Here is a 23,644-nt window from a genome sequence, read left to right as displayed (position 1 = left end):
TCGCCGACCCGAGCTGGAACGTGTCCACGAAGGTGGTGTGCGGCAGCCTCTGGTGCGTGCTCACGAACACCCGGACGAGGTCGCTCGTCCGGGCCGCCCGCTGCTGGTCGGGGTAGTTGTCCAGGTCGCGCAACTGCTGCCGGGCGTGGTTGACCGCCGCACGGGTCGTCGGGTCCAGGTTGTCCCCCAGGGCGTGCATCTCGTTGAACCGGTCGCCCAGCCAGCCCTCCAGCTCCTGGTGGCTCTTGCCCTGGAAGGACAGCAGCGAGGCACGCATCAGCGACCAGGACGCGGCGTGGGAGTTCTGCGCGCTGCCGAACTGGGTGTCCGGCCGGGACTGCTCGCTGAGCATGATCCGGCCGATCGTGGACGACTGCGGGTCGAACGAGAGGTCCGCCACCAGGTCCGACTTGATGTCGTAGCGGCCGAACACCGGAGCCCCGGGCGGCAGCGTGCCCGGGTTGACGACGTGCACCGGCCCGGTGAGCCCGAGCTGCTGCTCGATGTCGGCGCGCCGCTGCTGCGTCATGTAGCCCGGGTAGGCCCGGTGCAGGCTCTTGATCAGGTGTTCCTTGGCCGCGACGGCGTCCCGGTCCGACAGCGAACCGCTCGCCTTGATGTCAAGGAGGGTGCCCACCACCTGCTGGGTCGGTGGGGCCGGCGCCTCGCCGCGCTCGAACCGCCCGAGGTGGTCGAGCAGGTGGGCCTCGCCGTGACCGACCGCCCGGCCGTCCGCGAACGACGCGAACGAGGTCAGCTGGGAGATCTCGATGTAGCCCGAGACCAGGTCGCCGAGATTGCGGTGCCACTCCTCCAGCGGGCGGCCGACCGGCGGCTGGTCCGGCAGGCTGTCGAGGCGGTGCACGATGTCGTTCCACCGCGCCTGCACCATCGGGAAGTCCTTGGCGGCGGCACCCTTCGGCTCGGGCGGGAACGTCTTCATGTGCGCCACGTCGGTCTTGATCTCGGTCCACACCGAGTCCGCCGAGCGCCCCGCGAAGCCGCCCGCGGCCCTGCGGGTGAGGCCCCACGGCACGGTGTGCGACCGCTGCTCGCTGCCGAAGCGGGTCATCGGCCGGTCGTTGGACGGCAGCACCTCGCCGAGGAAGACCTCGTCGCCGTTGAGCGGGCGGTGCGGGTTGCCGACCACGGTGGTCTGCAGCGAGACCGGCAGCGTGTTGCGCTGCTGGCGCACGGGGAGCTCGACCTCCATGTCCTCGTGCTCCGACACCTGCGACCCGCGGTCGGACACCGCCTCCATGTCGACGTCCGTGTCCTGGTGCGCGTGCGAGGAGCCGCCGCCGGTGGTCACCTGCGCGGGCGGCGGCGGTGCCGGGTGGATGCCGCGCGACACGGGGCCGGTACGGAAGGCCGGCGGGGGCGGCGGCGGGGGCGGGGGTGTGCTCGGAGCCCGGGCCGCGGGTGGCCCCGGCGGCGGAGGACTCGTCCTGGTGGGGCACCGGCGGAGGCGCCGGCGCGGCCTGGGCCGCGGCGGCCGCCGCGGCCTTGAGCCGCTTGTTCTCCTCCTTCTGTGCCTTGAGGGCCGCCAGCTCCTCCGGGGTCGGCTTCGACTTCGGGGCCTTGGCCGGCCTGGCGGTCGGCGCACTGCCGAGACCCCGGGAGATCTCGTCCAGGGTCTGCCTCTGCTCCGGGGTGAGCCGGTCACCGGAGTGCTTCGAGACCTCGGCGACCACGTCGGCGAGCTTGCCGATCGCGGGCCGCAGCGACTCACGGTCGTTGCGGAGCCGGTCGAGCGCGCCCGGTTCGAGCTTGGAGTACAGGGTGAGCACGTCGGTGGCGTCGCGGAGCCGCTTCTCGCGCAGCATGGCCACGTCGACCTTGGCGTCCTGCTTGCGCATGGCGAGGGCCGCGATCTTGTCGCCGAGCAGGTCCTCGCTGGCCACCACCTTGAGCGGGACGGTCTCGCCGGTGTGCGTCTCGCCGTTGACCACCACGTGCATCTGGTGCTCCTGCGGATGCACCGGGGCGAGGGTGATGCTGACGTCGAGTCCGCCGAACTTCCCGGTGACCGTCGTCGCGGTGTCGCGGCGCCCGGGCACGACGGTGCCCTCCGTGAGCACCTCATGGGCCAGGAAGTTCAGGACCTCGTTCGACCGCCCCGCGGCGTTGCCGTCGAAGGTCAGGCGCATGTCGAGGTCCTGCACCGGCCGGTGCAGCTGGACGGCGGCCACACCGCCGCCACCGCCGAGCACCAGCGCGCCCTCCGGCAGCCCGAGTCCGCTCTCCGACAGCCGGCCGATGACGGTCTGCTCCAGCAGCGCCGCCGTGCCCAGCCGGAATTCGGACTCGACGGTCTCGTGCTCCGTCATGCCGTCGGGGACGCGGTGCGGCTGCGGCTCGGAGTGGACGGTCCCGGCCTCCGGCGGCGGGGGCGTGCGGGTCTCGCCGGACCGCTCGTTCCCGCCCGCCCGCTCCCCGGGCGCCTGCTCGCCGCGCGGGGCCGGCGGCGGGACGTGCCCGCTGCCGGCCGGGTCGTGGGTGGTGGCGGCCGGGTCGTGGGCGGTCGCGGGGTCGGTGTGCGGGGTGGTGGGCGCGTCCTGGTGGGGCACGGCCGGTTCGTGCGCGGCGGGCTCGTGTGCGGCGGGTTCGTGCGCGGGCGGGGTCTGGGGGTCGACGTGGTCCATGAACTCCCGGAAGCCCTGGTACATCTCGTTGTCGGCGCGGGTCGCCGTCACCGGGTTCGCCGGATCCTGGTGGACCGCCACCGGGTCGGGCCCGTACAGCCGTTCCAGCAGCGGGGCGAGGTGGGGCTCGTTCGCCCGCACCCACTCCGGACCGTTGTTGCGCGGCTGGCCGGTGTGCGGGTCGGTGCCGTGGTTGGTACCGAGGTAGGCGTTGCTGACCTGGGCGAAGTACTCCAGCTCGTCCCGGGAGCCGTAGTTGTCGACCGGCTTGCCCTGGGTGTCGTGCCGCGGGCCGTCCGACCAGGCCGCGTTGGGGTCCGCGACCTTCTGCTGGTAGCTGTCGGTGATCGTCTTCCGGTCGCCCTCGGAGAGGCCGACCTGGTGGACGGTGTGCGCGAACTCGTGCGTGGTGGTCGAGTAACCGTCCTCGTAGTGCGGGGCGTTGCCGATGGTGGTGTGCTCGCCGAGCAGGTTCTCCTCGGTCACCGCGGCACGCCGGCCGCCCGACCCGCGGACGTCGTCCCAGCCGCGGCCGCCGCCCGACGCCCCGCCGGCCGTCGTGCCGCGCATGTTGTGGAAGGCGTTGACGTCGGTCATGGAGACGTCCTTCGGCACGACCACCATGCCCGCCCCGCTCTTCAACAGCCGGGCGGCGACGTCCGGATCCTGGAGCATCCGCTCCGCCTGGGCCCGGGCCTCCAGGCGGGCCGTGGCCGGCTGGCTCGCCCGCGGGTCGACGTCCACCATCAGCTGGGCGGCCGTCTTCGCGAACTCCTTCGGCGGCAGCGAATCGTGGAGCGCGTCGACGAACGCCGGGTCCTTCGCCAGCCACCGGCGGTACTCCGGCTTCATCGCGTCCAGCGTCTGCGCCCGCTCCTGGGCGGACATGCCGGGCACGTCCCGGACGAGGCTCTCCGCCTCCGGAGGCCGGATGGAGGTGAACACCTGCTGCCGGCCGAGCTGTTCGGCCGTCCTGGTGACCGCGCCGTCGTTGCTCCGGCGCAGCGCGTCGAGTTCCTGCCGGCGCTGGTCGCGCTCGGTCTGGTGGATCGTCTCGGCGTCCTGTGCGCGCAGCGGACGGTCCATCCCGCGTGCGGGCGGTGCGGACACCGGCTCGGCACCCGCCCGGACGGGACCGGTACCGCCGCCGGCCGGCCGGGAGACCGGTCCGCCGGCCGCGGAGGGCGTCGGCGGGCGGGAGGACGACGACGGCGAGCCGTGCGGCACGCCCCCGTCTGCATCGGCATCGCCCCGCCGAGGACGCCGGGAGCGGCCGCCGTGGGCGCGGCGTCCGGGGACACCGGCGGCGGGGCCGGGGTGGCCGCGGGGTCCGTCGGCCGCCCGGAGTGATCGGTCGAGCCGGGACGGGCGGTCGGCACGGACAGGCCGGTGGGCAGCCCTGCGGTGTCGAGCCGGCTCGTCCCGGCCGCCGGTTCGTCGGCTTCGTGCGGCGCGTTCGACCCGGAGGTGGACGCGCCGCGGTCGGCGGCACCGCCGGACGGGTGCGCCACGGGGGCACCGGACGCGGCGTGCACCGGTCCGTGCCCGGCCACGGGCACGCTCGGGGCGACGTGCGGCTGCGCGGTGGGGACAGCGTTCCCGGCCGACTCCGGCGGGGTGTGGGCCGGTCCGCCGACCGGCTGGCCGGCGACGCCTTCGTGTGCCGGTGCCGGTGCCGGTGCGTGTGCGGCGGCGGGTGCGGTGGTGGGTGCGGGTTCCGGCGTGTGCGCTGCGGCCGGTGCGGGCGCGGGTGCCTCGGCGGGCCGGGCCTCGGGGGTGGTCCCGGGAGTGGCATGGACCGTGGTGTCCGCCGGACGGGCCGCGGGCACCTCGTGGGAGGTCGGGGCGCCGGACGGCCGGTCCGCCCCGGGCTGGACGGTCGGTTCGGAGGCGACCGGGTGGCTCTCGTGCACCGGTCCGCCGGCGGGGTCGGGACGGACACCGGTGCCCTCGGCCGTGGTGTGGGCGGCCGGGTTCGGCGTCGGGGTCGGGGCCGTCCGGTCGACCGGTGGCGTGTGGTCGCCGGGCGCGGTGCGGGTCTCGCCCTCGGTGCCGTGCGGCGCGGCCGCGACCGTCTCGGACGGCTGGTGCTGCGCGGGCGGCTGTGCGGCCTGGTCCGCGCTCCGGTGCTCCGCAGGAGCGGCCTCGGGCGTGCCGGTCGCGTGGTCGGCGGAGCCGGAACGGACCGGGCCGGCGGTCTGCGTCTCGGTCGAGGCGGGCGCCTCCGACCGGGACGCGGCCGGCTCGGCACCGGTGACGGTGGGGGCCGGGCGTTCGGTGGTGTGCACCGGGGTGTCCGCGACCGGGGCGTGCTCGGCCGCGCCGGCCGGGGTGTGCTCCGCCGACGCGGTGGCACGGTCGGAACCGAACGGAACCAGGCCGTGCGTGGCGGAGGCCGGTGCGGGCGCGGGTGCGGGCGCGGGCTCCGTGCGGCCTGCGGCGCTCTCGTGCGGGGTGTCGCCGGACGCCGGGCTGTCGCCGCCCGCCGGCCGGGAGCCGGACGAGGCCGACGCGCCCGACGGGGCGGACGCGCCGGACGGCGTCGACCCCAACCCGTCGGTGCCCGTCGCGGGGCTGCTGCCGGCGCTCTCGTGGCCGGCCCCGCCGACGGGGCTCCCGGAGCTGTGCGAACCGCCCCCGGTGGACGAACCGCCGCCGATGGACGACCCGCCCCCGGCGGACGACCCGCCGCCCGGACCCTGGTAACCAGCCGTGGCGGAGTCGGGCTTGGAGAAGACCGGCGTGTCCGACCCGTGGCCGAGGCCGGACGGGCTGCCCGCGCCCGCGCCGGCGGCCGACCCGGAACCGGCTGCGCCGCCGGACGGACCGCCGTGCGGGGTCGGGATCGTGGGGGGCCCGTTGAAGTGGCCCTTCACAGCCGAGGCACCCGCACGCAGGCCCACCGAGGCACCGCCGCTCAGGCCCGATCCGAGCAGGCTTCCGCCGTCCACGTGACCGGTGGTGATGAGCTGGGTCGAGACGTCCGCGCCGACGCCGACGGCCGCGCCGTGCACCATCTTTCCGGCCGTGGTCTCCATGACGCTGCTGAGGCCGAGCTTGGACCCGGCACCGCTCAGGCCCTTGCCGATGAGGTGGCCGCTCGCGCCCGCGACGGCGCCGCCCAGGGCGTTCTGCCCGACCTCCTTCATGTCGATGCTCTTGCGGTGACCCTGCATCACCTCGATGCCCTGGGCCAGGACGTTGATCGCGGCCATCTGGGCGGCCTGCTTGGCGGCGAACTCCAGGGCCTCCTTGAGCAGCGTCTTGAGGATCTGCTGCACGACCGTCCGGCTGACGCCGACGAAGACCGGGATCTCGGCCAGCGAGACGCCGGCGGTGAACGGTGCCTCCGCCTCCGCCGTCGCGATCTCGAAGGCCAGGATGCCGAGTTGGGCGATGATCTGGATCTTGGCCGTCTCGGCGGAGTTGGCCATGGCCTCCAGCATGTCGCCCATGCCGTTGCAGGCCTGGACGAGGCCGGGGAAGTAGCCCGGGTCCTGCTCGGTGCCCTTGCCGGTGGTGAACTGTGCCCAGTGCGTGGCCAACGCCTCGGCGGCGACGCCCTTCTGGCCGTCCAGGGCGCGCTTGACCGCGGAGTCCGCGGACTTGCCCGCGTCCTCCAGGGTCTTCGCACCGTCACGCCAGTGTTGGGCCATGTCGCGGAGCATGTCCTCGTCGGCCTCCGGCCAACGGGTTCCGGCAAGGAGGAGGAGCACCCACTGCAGGGGCTCCGGAAGCTCGACCGCCATCGGATCAGGCCCTTCGAATCGTGGACGGGTGCACCGTGGTGCCGACTCGCGGGGCGAGCGGAGTCATGACATTGACGGGCGCGGCATACGTTCCCGTCTGGGGCACGGAGACCGTGTCCGAACCGCCGTCGTCCTGGAACACCGAGGTCGTGTCCTCCTCGGTGGCCCGGTAGTTGTCCGCCATCGCCTTCAGGCCGTCGGCGATGTAGCGGACGGCGTCCGGCATCCCCTTCAACCCCTTGAGGGTGTCGGTGCTGTACTTCAGATAGCCCTTCTCGCCCTCCGCGAACTTCTTGCCCGACTCGTCGTTGCCCCACGGTGCCGTCGACTGGGTGTGATCGAGGAAGGCGGTGAGGCCGGTCACCAGCTGGCTGAGCTGATCCGCCGCGGCCAGCACCGGGCTGACCGCCGCGCGGTACTGGTCCGGGTCCACCTGGAAGCCGCTGCCCGCGGAACCGCCCGCCTGCGAAGCGGCGGCCTGGGTCGGCGCGAGGCGCTTGGCATCCGCGGCGGCTGCCGCCGGGGCGGTCGACTGAACCGGCAACGCCCGGGTCATCGGCGCCGCGGCGTCCGCCCGTTCCATGGGCCGGAGTTGCCCCATCGGCTCGGCGATGTGCTCGGCCTGTGCCGGTTGCAGGCGGGAGAAGGGTTCGGCGGCGACGGTGCCTTCCATGGGCCGGAGTTGGGCCATCGGTTCGGCGATGTGCTCGGCCTGTGCCGGTTGCAGGCGGGAGAAGGGTTCGGCGGCGACGGTGCCTTCCATGGGCCGGAGTTGGGCCATCGGTTCGGCGATGTGCTCGGCCTGTGCCGGTTGCAGGCGGGAGAACGGTTCGGGAGCGACGGTGCCTTCCATCGGCCGGAGTCGGGCCGTCGGCTCGGCGACGATTGTCTCCTCCGCGGGGTGGTACGCCACCTCACGGTCCATCAACGGCTGTGCCTGCTGGGCCTCGTAGGTCCGGACCGGCTCCGCCTCGGTCATCCGGAGTTCGGTCTCCACCGGGCGGGCGCTCACGGTGTCGCGCAGCGCGGCGTGCGTCTGCTCGGTGTCTGTCTGCTCATCCATGGCGATTCCACTTCGGGGAGATCGGGGTGCCGCTCGCGGGGAGCGGCACGGTGACGGCGGGAGGGCCCGGGCGGGGCCGGTGGCGGGCCGGCGGCGTCGGCCCACCGGACTCAGCTGCCGGTGGAGCCGCCGCCCTCGGCGCCCCCGGAGGTGGCCAGCCGGGCCAGGGCCGCGCGAAGGAACGGGCTCGGCACCTGGTAGCCGCCCTCCTCGCGGAGCGGCGCCGGCTTCGCGGCGTCGCCTCCGGCGGACGGGGCCGGGGCGGGGGAGTCGTCGCTGTCGGGCCGACCGCGCCGGGCCGCGACGGCGCGGGCCCGGTCGAGGTAGCCGTCGTCCGCTGTTCCGCCGTCACCCGCGGCGGAGCCGGACGCACTCTGGGACGGACGGCCCGACCCGCCGTCACCGCCCGCCGGTCCGCCTTCCGTCGCCGTGGTGCCGCCGGTGTCCGTGTCCGAGCCCCCGGCGGTGTCCGTGCCGTCGAGGCCGGCCAGGGCCGCGGCGCCGTCGGCGGCCGCGTCCGGGCCGAGCAGGGCGCTGGTGAGCTGGGTCAGCAGTGTCGCCTGGTCCGCGGGGCTGTCCTCGACGGCGTCCGCGGCCGGCGCTGTGCCCGCGCCCTCCGTCCGGGCCGAGTCGAGCCACCGGCGGCGCATCCGCTCCCAGCGCGGATCACCGTCCTCGTGCTGCGCCGCCTGTCCGGTGATGCCGGAGTCGGCGAGGAGCATCTCCTCCTCGTCCTCCGGTCCGGCCGCACCGAAGCGGGTCGGCCGGACGAACCGGTTGCCGCCGCGCTTCTCGCCCCGCCCGCCGCCGCCCATCGCCCCGCCAGGCCCGTGCGCGCCGCCCATGCCGGTCGCACCCGTGGCGCGCGAACTGCCGGACGCCGTACCGGCACGGCCGGCCGCGCCCGAGCCGGCAACGCCGGCGGACCCTGCGCCGCCGGCCCGCGCCGAGCCCTCCGCGCCGCCTCCGGCGACACCGAGCCCGGAGCGTCCGGACAGGCCCCGTCCGGCGGCCCCGCCGCCGAGCCCGCTGCCCCCGCCGCCGAACCCGCGCCCGCCGCCGGCCATCGGCATGCCGCCGGCCAGGCCGCCGCGCCCGCCCGCCGTGCCGCCGGGCACGGTCGGCTTGAAAGTCGCGGATCCCGGCTTGAAGGCACCCGATCCGCTGCCGATCCCGGTGGTCTGGCCGCCGACACTGCGGAAGGGCAGGACGCCGAGGCTACCGGGGCCGAGCCCCGAGTCGCCGAACGTCCCACTGCCGGGAGTCGGCGGCGACCACGGGGCGAGGGCGCCCGGGCCGCCACCGGTGCCGCCGGAGGAACCGGTGGATCCGGAGAAGCCCGGCAGCCCGGCCAGGCTGAGGTGCGGTGTGCTGTCGGGGGAGAAGACCGGGGCGCCGCCGCCACCGCCCGAGCCGAATGAGCCGCCACCGCCGACGGAGCCGCCGGTGAAGGCGGCCGGCGACGGGGGCTGGAAGGGCTGCAGGGAGCCGAGCTGTGGCCGGTAGGCGCCCGAGCCGTCCCCGGATCCGCCGCCCGACCCGCCGGCGCCGCCGAATCCGCCGGGCATGTCCGCCCCTGAGGGGAGCCCCGCCATCGACGGGTCGCCGGGGGCGGAGAGCGTCCCGGCGGGAGCGCCGGGCATCGCGGCCCCGCCGAGCGGGTCGCCGGGGGCGGAGAGCGAGTCCAGGCCGGTGGCACTGGGGTGCTGCAGTGACGACGGGTCGAAGGTGGTGGTGGGGGCGGTGGTATGGGTCGGGGAGGCCGCGCCGCCGTTCGATCCGCCGAGCCGCGCCACCTGGCCCGCGCCGGTCATCCGCTCGACGTGGCCGGCGCTCTGCCGCAGCATCGAGTCGACGCTCGAACCGACCTGGCCGACATAGGTGTTGTAGGTGTCCGCGGCCGTCTTGATGCCCTCGGACTGGGCGATGTCGTCGTGCTTGCCGGCCGGGTTCTGGTCCATGTAGTCCTTGGCGTACTGGAGCTCACGGACCATCTCGGACTTGGTCTGGGTGACGGCCTGCTGGGCGCCGCGCATCGACTGGGCCATCGCGGCACCGGCGTCGAGCGTGGTCGCCGCGTGGGACTGGTCGCTGCCCGCGTACTTGTGCAGGTAGCCCTGGAAGCTCTCCGCCGCCGCGCCCGACATGTTGGCCATCGCCCGGTTGGCGCTGGCCACGATGGTGCGGACCGCGGGCTCGGCGGCCGAGTTCCACGCCTCCCAGGCGGCGGCGAGTTCGGACAGCAAATCCTCGTTGGCGTCGGGGAACAGGATCCCGGAACCGTGTTCGTTGCTCTGGACGACCTTCAGCACCTCGGCGAGGTCGGACGGAAGCTCGATCATGACGAGTCGCTCTCTGGGACTGGCCGGCCGGCCCGGGACGGGGTGCCCGGGACCGGCGGGGAGGGTTCACGCCGGGACGCGTGGCGTCAGGACTTTTACTTCATTTGCCTGACGATATATCAGGTCAAGGTTTCGTCGGAACGCCGCCGCCCTCCGGTCCCGGTGTCCCGGCGTGGAGCCGGGACCGGAGGGTGCGGTTCGAGGGGGCCTGCTCAGATGAGCTGGTTGTGCCCGCCCCCGGGGCCGGACGCGGCTCCGGATCCGGCTTCGAGTCCCGCTCGTTGTAGTCGAGTTGAGGAGCATCGGGGTTGTGGTACCCCGCGTCCTGGGTGGCCGTGGGCGGCAGTGTGACGGAGACCGGCGACGGCGCGATCGCATCGACCTGACGCAACTGGGCCGGCTCCGTGGCGACCGGCGCGCTGCCGGCCTGCCCACCGTTCAACCTCTGAAGCTCGGCGGTCTGCGCCTCCTCGGTCTCCCGGTAGCGCTGAACGACCAGGTCGAGGTTGGCCGCCATCTGCGCGGAGTTCTGCAGATAGGCCTTGACCCCGGCGAACACCTGCTGCTGGTGGTCCGCCAGCCCGCCGACCGACGAACTGCCACCGGTCAGCGACTTGCCCACCGCGTCGGTCCCGTAGACCGTCGGCTTGATCTGGTTGATCACCGCCTCCAGCCGCGCCGTCGGCCCCTCCATGTCGTCGAGCATCGCCTTGATCGCCTTGACCGCGGCCTCCACCTCGTCGAGGTCGATCCGGAAGGACGAACCGCTCATGATGTGTCCCCACCCCAGTTCCGCCGGGCTCGTGCCCGGGAGGCCCGGCTGCGCCGCCGGGCCGTCGTACGTTCGGTGAACGGGCCGTCCGTCCTCCGCCCCGCCGGCGGAGGACGACCCGGCCGTCCGGTCAGAGCGCGGTCGCGCCGTCCGGGCCGACCACGTGCAGGCCGGCGTCGCCGAAGGCGATCGCGAGCGGGACGCGGTCCACCTCGGCCTCGTTCAGCAGTGCCCCGCTGGACACGTGCCACAGGCGGAGCGTCGCACGCTGGTCGCCGGACGCCAACAGGGCCTCGCCGTCGAGGTCCTGGAGCGCCACGCTGCGTGCCGCGGCCCCGCCGCCGGTGAACTCGCCGACGGTGCCGCCGTCCCGGGCGTCCCAGATCCGCAGGGTGCCGTCGGCGCCGCCGGCGGTGACCACCTCGCGGTCGCCCAGCGGCGCCAGCGAGACGACCTCGACCGGGCCGGCCAGGCCGGTCAGTTCGCGTTCGCAGCGCCCCTCGGCGGCGTCCCAGACCCGGACCACGCCGTCGGGGCCGCCGGTGACCACCGTCCGCCGGCCGGCCACCGGGCCCGCGGCCAGCGCCGTGACACCGGCCGGGTCGGCGGTGAACCGTTGCAGCGGCGCCCCGCCGAGTGCCTCGCGCACCCGCACGGTGCCGTCCGTCCCGGCCGAGACCAGCACGGCCGTGCCGCCCTCGACGGCGGCGCAGAAGGCCAGCCCGGAGACCGCACCGGCGTGCGGGGTCGGCACCGACAGCGGCGCGCCCGTCCGCGGGTCGAGGCAGCGGACGGCGCCGTCGGCGGTGCCGCAGACGAGCACCGGCCGGTCCCCGGTGGGGCAGAACGCCACCGAGGTCACCGCCCCGCCGTCGGGGGCGCCGGTCCAGGTCCCGGTGCGGTCGGCCGCGTCCCAGATCCGGAGGGTGCCGTCGCCGTGGCCGACGGCGAGCCGCGGGCGGCCGTCCCACTCGGCGGCGGCCACGCTGTTGACCGGGAAGCCCCCGGCGGGGTGCAGTCGCCGATCCGGGTGCCCGAGGCCGCGTCCCAGAGCACGGTGGTGCCGTTCTCGTCGCCGGTGACGAGGACGGGGCGCCCGCCGACGCGGACGGCGGCCAGCGCGGTGAGCCAGCCCTGGCCGGCCGGCCAGCCGTGCACCGCCGCCCCTGTGTAGACGTCCCAGAGCCGGACAGTGCCGTCGAGCGCGCAGGAGGCGAGCCGGGGGTCGCCGTCGCCGGGCACGAAGGCCAGCCCGGTGACCGAGCCGGAGTGCCCGGTGAGCACGGCGACCGGCCCGCCGGTGGCCAGGTCCCAGAGGCGGACGGTGCCGTCCTGGCCGGCGGAGGCCAGCAGGGCCTGGTTGCCGAGGCTGAGCACGGCGAGCGCGGTGATCCGGTCGGTGTGACCGACCAGCAGGTGGAGCTGTTCGCCGGTGGCGGCGTCCCAGACCCGGACGAGGCCGTCGTCGCCGCCGGCGGCCAGCAGGTCGAGGTCGGCGCAGCGGGCCTGGCACAGCGCCCCCGCGCCGTGTCCGCCGACCGGCAGCAGGCCGAGCGCGCGGCCGTCCTCGGTGTGCCAGGCGCGGACCTCACCCTCGCGGCCGGCCGAGAAGGCCAGCGGCACACCCTGGACGAATCCGGCGGAGACGACCTGGGCCCCCTCGCCGCCCGCGGTGCCGTGCAGCAGTTCGCCGCTGACGGCGTCCCAGACCTGGACGGCGCCGTCCTCGCCGCCGACGGCGAACAGCTCACGGTCCTCCACCGTGCCGAGCGCGACGGCGGTGGGCAGCACACCGGAGTCGGTGTCGGACCCGCCGAGCGGGGCGGCATCCTCCAGCGCGGCCAGCCCGAAGCCCTCGCCGGGACGGGCCAGCGCGTACGCGGGCCGGCCGGCGACGGTGCCGACCGCCGCGGCGGGCCGGGGCCCGGCGTCCGTGTCCCCGGTGTCCGCGGATCCGGCCGATCCGGCCGATTCGGGAGCCGGCTGGTCCACCCGCACGACCGCGGCGGGCAGCCGTCCGGCGGCGGCGGGTTCGAGGGCCTGCGCCGCGAGGATCCCGAGGGCGTGGCCGATGCCCGGCACCGGGGTGCCGGAGGCGTCGTCCCAGGCGCTGTCCCCGCCGGGCAGCAGGCCGGTGACGGTCAGCCGGCGCCCGGGGGCGTCCGCGGCTGCGTCGGCGGTGGCCGTCCCGGGCGCGGCCTGGGCCAGTGCGGTGAGCACCCGGGCCAGCAGGGCCCGGTCGATCCGGCCGGTCCGCAGGGTGCGGCGGCCCGGGGCGCTCCGCTCGACGCGGAGCTCTCCCGTCGCGCCGAGCGTCAGCTCGATCCGTCCCGCGGCCGCTCCGGCGTCGCCGGACGTGAGCCGCAGCGACCCGCCCGGTCCGTCAGACGCCGCCACTGCAGCCGGAACACCGGTTCCCCCCGACATCACGGTCCTCCTTCTCGACGGGCCACCCCGTCGCTTGCTTCCCCACCGGAACACCCCCGTGTTCGTGACCAGGCCTCAGCACAGGTCGTCAGGCAGCAGGGTGGCGTGAACGGCATCGTGCAGCGCGTGGGTCCGCGAGCTGCGGAACAGCCCGGGGCGGAATCCGGCGCGGCGGAAGCCGATGTATGCACCAACCACCTGAACTGGCATGTTATCTGCCGCAGCGTACGCGTCAATCCGGGCCAGCCCGAGCTGCTCGAAGCCGAACCGGCAGAGCTGGCGCAGGGCCGAGGTGGCCGTTCGCATGCTCCGGGCCTCGGGCAGCAGCCAGACCGCGGCCTCCGCGGCACCCTCGTCCGGACGCAGGTCGACCAGCTCGGCCCAGCCCACGGACGGCCCTTCGTCCGCGAACGCCACCGAGAAGTAGGCGGCGCGGTCCAGCGCCCAGAGCCGGGCGGGCACGTCGGCCAGCCACCGTGCGGCCGCGTCGAGGTCCTGATGGGGAATCACGCCCTGCATGAACTCGCGGACCAGCGGGTCGCGGGTGCCGGCCAGGACGGTCGCGGCGTCCGCGGTCGACGGTTGCCGGAGCACCGTCGTGCCGTCGGTCAGCTCGGGTACGGGGAGAGAACGCAGAGGGCGCACGTCAGCCCCCTCGCTGTTCTGTTCGAACATCAGATCATCCTGCCACGGCCGGATCAACCCGCCGTCCGGCGGGGCGCCGCGCCGCCGCCCGGAAGGGACGGCCGGCCGGCGTGTCCCGTCGACCCGGTGACCGGCCGGTGGCGGGGTGGCGGGGGTGGCGGTTCAGGCGGTGGGCGCCGCGGCGAGGATGGTGATGTCGTCGCGCTGCCAGTCGATGCCGTGCCGGTCGGCCGCCAGGTACAGGGTGGAGACGGCGGTGGCCGGATCGACGGGGCGGGCGGCGGCCAGCGCCGCTTCGAGCCGTCCGCCGCCGAACTCCGGTGGCGAGGACCAGCAGGTCGCCGGGGGCTCTCGCGGTCCGGGCGGTCGTCCACGGCCGGTCGGCCGGGTCGATCATCGAACTGACCAGGGGGCCGGTGCCGTCGAGCCGCTCGACGGCGCCGTCCGCCCGTCGCAGCACGGGCGGCTCATGGCCGGCGTTGACCCACTCGACCGTCCCGGCCCGCGGATCCAGGACGGCGACCGCGAGCGTGACGAACCTCTCGTCCTCGTCCGCGAGGGCACCCCACGCCGCCTCGACCGCGACCTGCGGGCCGTGACCGAGCCGCAGCGCGCCCGACACCCCGGCCTTGGCCGCGGCCCCGGCGAGCCCGGCCTGCACGCCATGGCCCGAGGCGTCGCCCTGGACGAGGGCGGTCCTGCCGTCCGGCAGTGCGAGGACGTCACAGAAGTCCCCGGCGACCAGACCCTCGGCGGCGACCAGGTACCCGTGCGCGTCGACCCCCGGCCCGGGCTCGGAGTGCGCCACCAGGAACTCGAAGACCGCGACGGCCGCCTCGCCGTGCTGGTCGAGCGCCTCCTGGTCCCGCCGGGCGTCCCATCGCAGTTCCGTCATCAGGCCGCGGATCCCTTCGAGTTCCGCGAAGAGCCCGCGCAGCAGGCCGGGCCGGGCCGACCCGTCGACCACGGGAGCGGTCAGGTCGCCGTGCGCGGCCTCCCGGACCTGTCGCTCCAGGTCGGCGAGGGGCCGCGCGAGCCGCCGCAGCCCCAGCACGACCAGCACGCCGACCAGCGCCGGCAGCACGGCCGTGAGCGCGCCGACGAGGACCATCATCCGGGTGCGGTCCGAGGAGGTCGCGGCCTGGAGGCGCTGCTTCTCCGCGGCCACGCCGTCGGCGATGCGCGCCGTGCCCGCGAGGAGGGGAGCCGGGTCGGCGGCGCGGACGGCCTCGGCGGCGGCCTCGGTGGTGGCTGCGGTGGCGGCCGCGGACGGCACCGGGGAGGCGGGCGTCGGAGCGGCGGGGACCGGAGCGGCGGGTGCCGGGACCGGTGCCCGCAGGACGGCGAGCCAGGACGCCAGGTCGTGCTCCAGCCGCGCGAGGTCGAGGTGCAGGCCCGCGACCGCGGTCGCCTGCCGGTTGAGTTCGGCGAAGGTCTCGGCGGCCGCGCCCGCCCCGGCGTCGAGCTCCGTGAGGTACTGCGGGTCGCCGGTCAGCAGATGGGCGCGCTGGGCGGCCGACTGCGCGTTGACCACGGTGAGGAGGTGTTCGGCGGCGTCGGCGGCCGGCTCCAGGTGGTGGCGGATGACCGTGTTTTGACCGGCTCCGCGCGCGCCCCCGTCCGCTCCGCCGGTGTCTCGGATCTCCTCCCTCGTCCGGCGGTCGGCCGGGCCGGAGGTTAGCCTTCCAGCCTCCCGGCCACGGCGTCCGCGGGCCAGGGCAGAAGGTCACTTCCCGGCTCCGGCCCGGGCCCGGCCGAACGGGACGCCGCCCGCCCGGACCGGTCGGCCCGCCCCGCCGTCGGCGCCCGCCGGCCCGGACAGGACCTGTCCGTTCAGCGGCGCGGCAGCTTCCAGCCCGGGCGGGGGAAGTGGCAGGTGTAGCCGTCGGGAATGCGCTCCAGGTAGTCCTGGTGCTCGGGCTCGGCCTCCCAGAAGTCGCCGAGCGGCTCCACCTCGGTGACCACGCTGCCCGGCCACAGGCCGCTCGCCTCGACGTCGGCGATGGTGTCGAGCGCCGTGGTGCGCTGCCGGTCGTCGGCGTAGTAGATCGCCGACCGGTAGCTGGCGCCGATGTCGTTGCCCTGGCGGTTCTTCGTCGTGGGGTCGTGGATCTGGAAGAAGAACTCCAGGAGATCCCGGTACGTCGTCCGCGCGGGGTCGAACTCGATCTCCACGGCCTCGGCGTGCGACCCGTGGTTGCGGTAGGTGGCGTTCGGCGTCGAGCCGCCCGAGTACCCCACACGGGTCGCGGTGACGCCGGGCTGCTTGCGGATCAGGTCCTGCATCCCCCAGAAACACCCGCCCGCCAGTACTGCCTTCTCCGTGCTCTGCGCCATGGTCCTCTCCCTGTCGGATCGTTCTCCGGTCTGCCGCCGAGCGTACGCGGGCGGCGGCCCCGCCCCTCGCGTGCTGACCGGTCAGGACCGGTACGGCGGGGCGACCCCCAGCCCCAGTGCGGGACGGGTGCGGTGGTGACGGGCCGGGCCCCGGGCTGCGAGTTGCTGAGTGCCAGCCGGGTACCCCACTCCAGATAGCCGACGAAGGCGGCGCGAAATTCCGGGTCGGCGGGCAGCCGGACCTCGTCCGCGGCGTCGAGCAGCAGACCGATCCAGCGGCGGCGCTGCGGCTCGGTGATGGCCTTGCCCAGGTGCTGCCCCAGCATGTGGGAGTAGCCGCCCCGTTCGGCGGTGTAGCGGGCGGGGCCGCCGAAGACCTCGGCGAGCCACATCGCGACGAAGCGCGGGTGCCCGGGATCCATGTGGGCGAACAGCGGCCCGATCAGATCGTCCTTCAGGACATGGGCGTAGAAGCACTCGGTGAGCCGCTCGAAGGCCTCGGCGCCGCCGGCCCACGCGTACAGGGTCGGGACGGACCCTCCCCGGCCGGCCACGCCGGTGTGCTCGTAGTGGCGCATCTCCTCGATGTCCGCGATGTAGGGGCGGATCTCGGCGAGGAAGTCCTGGAAGACCGGGCTGCCCCGGAAGCCGGTGGTGTGGTCGTCGGCCGATGTCCAGACGATGCGCAGCACGTAGCACTCGGGTTCGTCGGTGCAGCGGGTGAGCTCGTACTCCACGCACTGCGGCGCCGTGCCCAGCGGGACCGCGGCCCGGCCGTAGGCGGACTCGAACGCTGCGTGCCGCTCCGACGGGACCCGGTAGCGGATGTACTCGACGATCATGGTGTACCCCTCGATGCGATCGACGGTGCCGTGACGGCGGTCATTCCAATACAATACAGCTGTGGATTGGAATGAGGAGCCGATGTCGAACCCGAACCCGAACCCCGGTCGCGTGGGCCGCGTCCGTGACGCCGGCATCGATGCCCGGATCCTCGCCGTCGCCGGGCGCCACCTGTCCGTCTTCGGCTACGAGCGGATGTCCCTGGCGGCGGTGGCGCAGGAGGCCGGCACCACCCGGCAGGCGCTCTACCGGCGGTGGGCGGGCAAGGCGGAGTTGGCCGCGGCGGCCGTCGCGGCGATCGAGGACGACGCGGGCGCCGGCGGGCCATCCGGTGGGCCCTGTGCGTCCGGGGCGTTCGACGGTCCTGCTGCGGAGCTCTTCGCCGCTCTCGTGGCCGAGCTGGCGGACTTCCGGCGCGGCGTCTCCCGCCCCGGACGGCTCTCACTGGTCGGGACGATGCTGCAGGAGACCACGGATCCCGCCGTCGCGGCCCGCTACCGGGCGCGCGTCATCGCGCCGCGCCGCAGCCGGCTGCTCGCCGTCCTGCAGGAGGCGCAGCGGAGCGGCCTCCTCGCCGCGGACGCCGACCTGGAGGTGGCGCTGACCATGTGCACCGGCAGCTGGTACGGCCGCGCGCTCGCCGGAGACCCGGCTCCGCCCGACTGGCCCGCCCGCACCGCCGCTCTGGTCTGGCGTGCGCTGGGGGGTCTGCCGCCGGAGGTCGGCCGCCGCTGAGGTGGGGGGCACGGCACGGAGGCGGACTGCCTCGGTGGCCGGATGCCTCGGTCACCGACCTCCTCGGTTGCCGAATCCCTCCGCTGCCGGATACCTCGGCCCTCGAATGCCTCGGTCTCGGAGCGACTCGTTCCCGGAGCGACTCGTTCCCGGAGCGACTCGTTCCCGGAGTGATCGGCGCCCGCGAGACTCGGCTTCCGCGCGGCTCGGTCCCCGCATGTCTCGGTATCGGAGCGACTCGGTCCCCGATCGGCTCAGCCTCCGAACACCGGCGGGCGGGGCCCCGGGGCGGCCTCGTGCAGGACGAGGTCCGCGGTGTACCGGAGCATCGGCTCCGCGTGCTGCTGCCAGCTGGTGTCTTCGCGCCAGCGCAGGGTGATGGTCACCCGGTCCTCCCGCAGGGTGACCATCACCATCCGTTCGGCGGCCGTCCCCCGGACGGGCATCGGCTCGATGACGTCGCAGGGGGCGTCCCGCACGATCGCCGGCACCCGGTCGCCCCGCAGTGCGGACTCCGGCATGAAGTTGAAGATCGCACTCGCGACCCCGCTGTGCCGCAGATCGCCGAGGACCTCCTCGGTGACGGCGTGCTTCAGATGGGGAGCGGTGTTGGCGTACCGGAGGCCCTGCAACTGCTGGGCGGCGGCATTCACCACCGTCTCGGCGAAGCCCCGGGCGGGGAGACGGCCAGCACGACGGGCGCGGACATCACCGCGTTGCGGACCGAGCGCAGCGCGGCCGGGGTGAGCCGGTTGGCCGACAACATGAAGGTGCCGACGATGCCGACCTGTTCGGCGGCGCCGATCGCGGTGCTGAACGCGGCGAGGAAGACCGCGGCGGCGGGCACCCGAAGCCGGTCGGCGACGACCGTCGCGGCCTCGGCGAGCCGGACGGAGGTCAGCGTGCAGCCCGGGAAGCCCAACCGGGTCCCGCCCGGCAGCGGGCCACCCCCGGGGCTGGGCCGGTGGTCCCCGAGGCCCCGCTTCAGGCGTTCGAACTGCTGCCGCCGGTAGGCCACCGACCGTTCCAGGTGGTCGGCGCCCGCGGGGGTGGCCGACTCCCAGAGGGCGAGGTCGATCGGCTGTTCCACCGGGCCTGCGGGGATCCACTCGACGCCGAGCGCCGCGGCCTGCAGCGCCGCGGTGAGATCGTCGAGCAGCGCGACCACCCCCAGGCCGTCGGCGGCCCAGTGGTCGACCACCATCGCGATCCGGGAGACCCGTCCGTGTCTGTCCTCCGTGCCGGCCAGCAGGGTGAGGGGCCACTGCCGGGAAAGCCGGAACGACGTCCGGCGGGCCGCCGCCACGGCCGCGTCCCACACGTCGAGGGCCGTGGTCTCCAGGACCTGCTCCCAGCCGGGATCGACCGGATCCACGGCCTGGTGGGCCTGCGGTCCGAGGCCCACGATGCGGCTCCGGAGGACCTCGTGGCGGGCGAGGACCGCGCGGACCGCGCTGCGCACCGGGCCGAGCCCCAGCGGGGCGATGTCCAGCTGCCGGAACTGGTTGTCCTCGTGCGAGGACTTCTGGGCGTCGGGCTGCTCGGGCAGCCACTCCTGCTGGACCCAGGTCAGCGGCCCGGTCCGGTCGGGCCGTGCGGCGGCCGCGGGGCGTGGGGCGGCGGGCTCGCTGGGGTCTGCGGTGCGCGCAGGGGTCGATGCGGCGGACACGTGCGCCGTCCTCTCGTGGATGCGTGCGGGCTCCGGTCCACGGTGCCCGGCCCGCCCGGTCGTCGGCTGCGGTGCCGCAGCCCTGTCGTGCTGTGCTGTGCAGTGGCGCGGCCGGCCTGGGCCCGCCGTGCAGTCTCGGCCCGCCGCGCAGATTCAGCCCTCCGCGCCGTCCGGGCTCTCCGCACCGTCCGGGCCGGCCACCCGTGCTCGCAGTGCGTCGAGGTAGTGGAGCGAGCGCAGCACGTCCTCGCGGCCCACGCCGAAGTCGATGAGGCACGCGATCTCGTCCACCCCCATCGCGGCGAGCCTGCGGACCACCCGGACACCGTCGTCGACCGTGCCGAAGAGGCCGGCACCGGTGAAGAGGCGGTCGAAGGAGCGGGCGAGCATGAACTCCCGGTCCCGGGAGGGGATCCGGTTCAGGTCGAAGCCGTCCGGCCCCGGGGCGGCCGGATCCGCCGCGATGAGGTCCATCGAGCTGCGCAGGTACCCGGTCAGCGGTTCACGGACCAGTTCGCGCACCTGCTCGCGATCCTCGCCGAGCATGGTGTGCAGCATCAGCGCCACGTGGCCGCGGGCCCGGGCGCCGTGCTCGTCGGCGAGCGCCTCCCGGTAGGTCGCGATGTTGCGCCCCAGCGCATCGTGGTCCTGGCCGAGCTGGTGGGTCAGCACGCCCGTGCCCAGCCGGCCCGCGATCCGGAAGGTCTGCGGGGAGCCGGCGGCCGTGATCCACACCGGCAGTTCGGGCTGGATCGGGCGCGGGAACAGCCGGACGGCACGTCGCTCGCCCTCGGCGTCGTCGAACTCGACCTCCTCGCCCCGCCAGAGCCGCTGCACCGTATCGGCCGTCTCGACCATGATGTTCTTGCGGTCCTTGAAGTTGTCCGGCCGGAGCACGAAGTCCCCGGCGTGCCAGCCGGAGGCGAAGGAGACCCCCACGCGACCGCCGGACATGTTGTCGACGACGGACCACTCCTCGGCGATGCGGACCGGATGGTGCAGCGGGGCGACCACGCTGCCGGCCCGGATCGCCACCCGCTCGGTCACGGCGGCCAGCGCGGCGCCGGTCAGCGAGGGATTCGGGTACTGGCCGCCGAAGCTGTGGAAGTGCCGCTCCGGCGTCCACACGGCCCGAAAGCCGTGGGTGTCGGCGAAGCGGGCGCTGTCCAGCAGCAGCCGGTACTGGTCCCCGGTGGTGGCGCTGTCGGCGAAGAAGAAGAGGCTGAGGTCCATCGGTCCAATCCTCGAATGTCAGGACGGCGCGCCGGCCGTGCGGCCGGGGACGTGCCGTGCGGGTCGGTACATGGCGAAGCCGGCGCCGGTGCCTCACATGGCGAAGCCGGCGCCGGTGCCTCGCGCGGCAGGGCCACCGCCACACAGACCACCAGGCCGCCCTGGTGACTGAGAGACAGGTCGATCCGCCCGATCCCGGCCTGCTCGGCGACCGTCCTGGCGCCGCCGCTGAGCAGGACCTGCGGCGCCCCGTGGGCGTCGGCGAGCACCTCGATCTCACGCCAGGTCAGGCCTTGGCCGAGCCCGCGGCCGAGCGCCTTCGCGGTGGCCTCCTTGGCACAGAAGCGGCCCGCCAGGTACTCGGTGCAGCGGACGGCGCCGAGCGTGTCGGCGTACGCGAGCTCCGCGGTGGAGAACACGATCCGCCGCCCGCCGGAGTGAGCGGCGATCCGCGTGATCCGGGCGATCTCCAGCAGGTCGATGCCGACCCTCATGGCTGCCCGCCCGTCCGGACCCGTCCCCTCGTCACGGAGCGTGCGACGTTCAGCCGCTGGATGTCGCTGGTGCCCTCCATGAACTCGAAGGCGGACACGTCGCGGAGCCACTTCTCCAGCAAGGGGTGGTCGACCGGGGCCGCCGGGCCGAGCGAGCGCACCGCCCAGCGGCCGGCCTCGCGGGCCGCAGCCACCGCGGCGATCTTGGCGGCGCTGGAGCGCAGGCCGTCGTCGCGGTCCCGGTCCAGCGCGGCGCCGGCCTCCAGGGTCAGCCCGCGGCAGGCCTCCAGCCGGGCCGCCACGGCCTCAAAGCCGGGAGCCTTCGGCCGTTCGGCCCGGACGAGGTCCAGGCAGGCCAGTCCCGTGCCGACCGCGAGCGCGGCCACCTGGGGCCGGACGGTGTTGAACACCCGTACCGCCCCCCACAGGCCGCGCCGGGTGGGCGGCAGATGGGCGGCCAGCAGCCGTTCCTCCGGGACGGGGACGTCCGCGAGGGCGATCTCGCCGAGTGCCGCGCCCCGCAGTCCGGCCGTCTCCAGGTCACGCGCCCGAAAGCCGGGAGCGGCCGCTTCGACCAGCGCGGCCCGGATCGACAGCGGTCCGCTGCCCGTCCGGGCGAAGACCACGCCGACGGCGCCGCGGGCGCCGTTGCCGATGTACTTCTTCGTCCCGTTCAGCCGGTACAGCCCCGGGGCCTCCCGGGCCAGAGCGGTCTCCATAGCACTGGCGTCGCTGCCGCGGCCCGGTTCGGTCACGGCGAAGAAGGCCCAGGTGGTGCCGTCGGCCACCGTGCGGTGGAAGAACTCCTGCTGCCGCTCGTCGCCGAGCTGGTCGACGAGGATGCCGGCCAGGCTCGGCCCCGGCGCGGCCAGCACCATCCCGGCATCGCCGCGGGCGAGTTCGATCATCCACACCAGGGTGTCCAGCGACGACCCCGCCGCGTAACTGAACCGGCCGAGGCGCAGCGGGTCGCCGAAACGCGGCGGCGTCGTGCAACGGCGGATCAGGTCGAAGGCCGCGACCCCGAGGTGCGGCTTCATCTCGTACGGCTCCGCGTCCAGCGCGGACGCGTGTGCGCGCAGCTCGTCCGCCATCTCCGCGGCGGTGCCGCGCAGGGCCCGGAGGCGTTCGTCGAGCTCGACCACGGTCATCCTCCTCCTTCCGTGCTGTCCGGACGGGCGAGCCACAGGTCGGCCGTCAGGGCCGAGAGGTGGAGGCCGCGTACGGGATGGTCGACGACGTACCCTTCGGCGCCGAACAGCCGGGTGACCGTCCAGCCCGCCTCGGTCAGCCGCTCGTGCTGCGCCCAGAGCGCCTCGGCCGAGGCCTCCGGCCGCGCGGCCGCGCCGGCCGCCAGCTCGATCTCGGTGACCACGTCGGCCAGCGCGCCCGCGACGAACTGGCGCTCGATCAGCGGGAGTCCGCCGAAGCGCCGGGTGCCGAGCCGCTCCACCGCCGCGTCCAGCAGGCGGTCGAGCACCCCGTCCGCACCGCGGTCAGGGCGGCGGCGCGCACACCCGTCAACCCGGTACCCGTACCGGCAGCACCTGTGCGGCCGGCGGGGAAGCGGACCAGCGCCAGCCCCTCGCGGGCCGCGAACGGATGGGGCAGCACCTCGGCGCCGCTTCCGGACACCGCGGCCGCCGGCAGCAGCGCCACGCCGCCCGGGGCCACCGAGGCCGGATCGAACCCGTTGAGCACGGCGGCGAGACCGGCGGCCAGGCCCGCCTCGCGGCCGAGCTCGCGGCAGCGGCGCAGATCGGTCGAGGCCCCGTTCACCCGGCCGCCCCCGGACGCAGGCCGGCCATGAACAGCCGCGCGGAGTACGGGTCGTAGTCGGCGACCACCGTGTACCGGTCCTGCGTCCAGTGCTCGGCGAGCGCCGCCCACGCGCTGGTGCAGAGCCGGTCGCGCGGCCCTTCGACCAGTTCGCAGTCGGACCCCAGCCGTGGATCGACCCGGTCGGCGAGCATCCGGCCCAGCACGATCCTGGCCCCGGGCCTGCGCGTCGCCAGGTCGCGCAGCGCCGCGTTCGGCTCGACTGCCCGCTCCGCGAGGAAGTCGAGGCGCGCGCTGTCCACGGCGCCCTCGCCGACGTCCCCAACGTCCCCGTCCTCCCCGTCCGGCCCCGCGTCGTCGCAGGTGCGCACCAGCACCGCGCAGTCGCTGATCGGTGTCGCGTCCGCGTCCGGGTCGGAGTACAGCAGCGTCGACTGGTCGAGCACCAGCACGGCGCCCGCGGCCGGCCGGCCCGCCGCGCGGATGCCGGCCAGCAGCCTGAGCGCCGTGAACGGGGCCCCCACGCCCTGCCCGGCCACGGAGAACACCTCGGGGCGCCCCGGGCACCGCTCGGCCAGGTAGCAGCCCGCCACCTCGACCGCGCTCAGGTCGGGGAGGTGATAGGCGAGCAGCACCGTGTCCAGCGGGGGCAGCGGACGGTCCAGCCCGTCGAGCAACTCCCGCGCCATGTCGGTGAAACTGTGCCCGCCGCCCCGTGCGTAGTGCTCGTGGTCGGGCTGCTCGCCGAAGGCGGCCAGGAAGTCCGTCATGAACCTCAGATCGAGCTCGGCCGGCTCGGCCGGCCGCCGCCCGGGGAAGACCCGGGCGGCCGGCCGGCACAGCCGCAGCGTCCCGGGCCCGTCCGGGCGGACGGCGGTGCGCTGCTCCCCGCAGGTCGTCTCCCGCATCGG

General features: G+C 75.2%; 19 protein-coding genes and 2 pseudogenes. 2 read left to right on the top strand and 19 right to left on the bottom strand.

Annotated features, from left to right (window positions below; translation table 11 throughout):
• Positions 1 to 245 precede the first annotated feature (245 nt).
• On the top strand, positions 246 to 422 hold the full coding sequence (locus ABEB13_RS07300; protein WP_345704786.1) for a hypothetical protein: 177 nt from the start codon (positions 246 to 248) through the stop codon (positions 420 to 422).
• A 198-nt stretch (positions 423 to 620) separates the two neighbouring features.
• Here the strand turns inward: ABEB13_RS07300 and ABEB13_RS41100 are convergent, their stop codons facing one another.
• The 11 genes and pseudogenes from ABEB13_RS41100 to ABEB13_RS07245 all read right to left on the bottom strand — a co-directional run bounded on the left by ABEB13_RS41100 (position 621) and on the right by ABEB13_RS07245 (position 16,822).
• A complete protein-coding gene (locus ABEB13_RS41100) occupies positions 621 to 3,731 on the bottom strand; it encodes a nucleotidyl transferase AbiEii/AbiGii toxin family protein (protein ID WP_486335362.1) in 3,111 nt (1,036 codons plus the stop codon).
• Between the two features lie 2,237 nt (positions 3,732 to 5,968).
• Positions 5,969 to 6,394: pseudogene (locus ABEB13_RS41095) on the bottom strand (WXG100-like domain-containing protein); the annotation flags it as partial.
• 4 nt (positions 6,395 to 6,398) lie between these two features.
• Positions 6,399 to 7,391, bottom strand: a complete 993-nt coding sequence (locus ABEB13_RS07285) for a hypothetical protein (protein WP_345704784.1) — start codon at positions 7,389 to 7,391, stop codon at positions 6,399 to 6,401.
• Between the two features lie 176 nt (positions 7,392 to 7,567).
• A complete protein-coding gene (locus tag ABEB13_RS07280; RefSeq protein ID WP_345704783.1) occupies positions 7,568 to 9,799 on the bottom strand; it encodes a WXG100-like domain-containing protein in 2,232 nt (743 codons plus the stop codon).
• A 124-nt stretch (positions 9,800 to 9,923) separates the two neighbouring features.
• Positions 9,924 to 10,571, bottom strand: coding sequence for a hypothetical protein (locus ABEB13_RS07275; protein ID WP_345704782.1), 648 nt, complete (start codon positions 10,569 to 10,571; stop codon positions 9,924 to 9,926).
• Between the two features lie 130 nt (positions 10,572 to 10,701).
• Positions 10,702 to 11,424: a WD40 repeat domain-containing protein gene (locus ABEB13_RS07270; RefSeq protein WP_345709577.1), complete on the bottom strand. Its 723-nt coding sequence runs from the start codon at positions 11,422 to 11,424 to the stop codon at positions 10,702 to 10,704.
• Between the two features lie 5 nt (positions 11,425 to 11,429).
• Positions 11,430 to 12,998, bottom strand: coding sequence for a WD40 repeat domain-containing protein (locus ABEB13_RS07265; protein ID WP_345704781.1), 1,569 nt, complete (start codon positions 12,996 to 12,998; stop codon positions 11,430 to 11,432).
• Between the two features lie 75 nt (positions 12,999 to 13,073).
• Positions 13,074 to 13,673 (bottom strand): GNAT family N-acetyltransferase, encoded by a 600-nt coding sequence (locus ABEB13_RS07260; RefSeq protein ID WP_345704780.1) that lies wholly within the window; start codon positions 13,671 to 13,673, stop codon positions 13,074 to 13,076.
• Positions 13,674 to 13,677: 4 nt separating this feature from the next.
• The gene (locus ABEB13_RS07255) at positions 13,678 to 15,216 is read right to left on the bottom strand and encodes a PP2C family protein-serine/threonine phosphatase (protein ID WP_345709576.1); all 1,539 of its coding nucleotides are present in this window, start codon (positions 15,214 to 15,216) and stop codon (positions 13,678 to 13,680) included.
• Between the two features lie 260 nt (positions 15,217 to 15,476).
• Positions 15,477 to 15,980 (bottom strand): peptide-methionine (S)-S-oxide reductase MsrA, encoded by a 504-nt coding sequence (msrA, locus tag ABEB13_RS07250; RefSeq protein ID WP_100891599.1) that lies wholly within the window; start codon positions 15,978 to 15,980, stop codon positions 15,477 to 15,479.
• Entirely contained in the window at positions 15,917 to 16,822 is a 906-nt protein-coding gene (locus ABEB13_RS07245) for a group II truncated hemoglobin (protein ID WP_345704779.1), read from the bottom strand. The genes msrA and ABEB13_RS07245 overlap by 64 nt, the downstream gene beginning before the upstream one ends.
• An 82-nt stretch (positions 16,823 to 16,904) precedes the next feature.
• On the opposite strand from ABEB13_RS07245, the gene ABEB13_RS07240 reads away from it, so the two are divergent.
• A complete protein-coding gene (locus ABEB13_RS07240; protein ID WP_345704778.1) occupies positions 16,905 to 17,558 on the top strand; it encodes a TetR/AcrR family transcriptional regulator in 654 nt (217 codons plus the stop codon).
• 254 nt (positions 17,559 to 17,812) lie between these two features.
• Here the strand turns inward: ABEB13_RS07240 and ABEB13_RS07235 are convergent, their stop codons facing one another.
• The 8 genes and pseudogenes from ABEB13_RS07235 to ABEB13_RS07200 form a co-directional block, all read right to left on the bottom strand.
• On the bottom strand, positions 17,813 to 18,211 hold the full coding sequence (locus ABEB13_RS07235; protein ID WP_345704777.1) for a hypothetical protein: 399 nt from the start codon (positions 18,209 to 18,211) through the stop codon (positions 17,813 to 17,815).
• On the bottom strand, positions 18,208 to 19,227 hold the full coding sequence (locus ABEB13_RS07230; protein ID WP_345704776.1) for a hypothetical protein: 1,020 nt from the start codon (positions 19,225 to 19,227) through the stop codon (positions 18,208 to 18,210). Before ABEB13_RS07230 ends, ABEB13_RS07235 begins: the two co-directional genes overlap by 4 nt.
• A gap of 153 nt (positions 19,228 to 19,380) precedes the next feature.
• On the bottom strand, positions 19,381 to 20,460 hold the full coding sequence (locus ABEB13_RS07225) for a MupA/Atu3671 family FMN-dependent luciferase-like monooxygenase (RefSeq protein WP_345704775.1): 1,080 nt from the start codon (positions 20,458 to 20,460) through the stop codon (positions 19,381 to 19,383).
• 197 nt (positions 20,461 to 20,657) lie between these two features.
• Positions 20,658 to 20,954 (bottom strand): annotated as a pseudogene (acpS, locus tag ABEB13_RS07220) (holo-ACP synthase); the annotation flags it as partial.
• Entirely contained in the window at positions 20,951 to 22,105 is a 1,155-nt protein-coding gene (locus ABEB13_RS07215) for an acyl-CoA dehydrogenase family protein (protein WP_345704774.1), read from the bottom strand. The gene ABEB13_RS07215 and the pseudogene acpS, both read right to left, overlap by 4 nt.
• A complete protein-coding gene (locus ABEB13_RS07210; protein WP_345704773.1) occupies positions 22,102 to 22,434 on the bottom strand; it encodes an acyl-CoA dehydrogenase family protein in 333 nt (110 codons plus the stop codon). Before ABEB13_RS07210 ends, ABEB13_RS07215 begins: the two co-directional genes overlap by 4 nt.
• A complete protein-coding gene (locus tag ABEB13_RS07205; RefSeq protein WP_345704772.1) occupies positions 22,365 to 22,733 on the bottom strand; it encodes a hypothetical protein in 369 nt (122 codons plus the stop codon). The genes ABEB13_RS07210 and ABEB13_RS07205 overlap by 70 nt, the downstream gene beginning before the upstream one ends.
• Positions 22,730 to 23,641: a hypothetical protein gene (locus tag ABEB13_RS07200; protein WP_345704771.1), complete on the bottom strand. Its 912-nt coding sequence runs from the start codon at positions 23,639 to 23,641 to the stop codon at positions 22,730 to 22,732. The genes ABEB13_RS07205 and ABEB13_RS07200 overlap by 4 nt, the downstream gene beginning before the upstream one ends.
• Positions 23,642 to 23,644 lie beyond the last annotated feature (3 nt).

The organism is Kitasatospora paranensis, from assembly GCF_039544005.1.
GTDB lineage: Bacteria > Actinomycetota > Actinomycetes > Streptomycetales > Streptomycetaceae > Kitasatospora > Kitasatospora paranensis.
The sequence above is the reverse complement of the archived record's forward strand: the minus strand, read 5'-3'. Positions and strand labels throughout refer to the sequence as shown.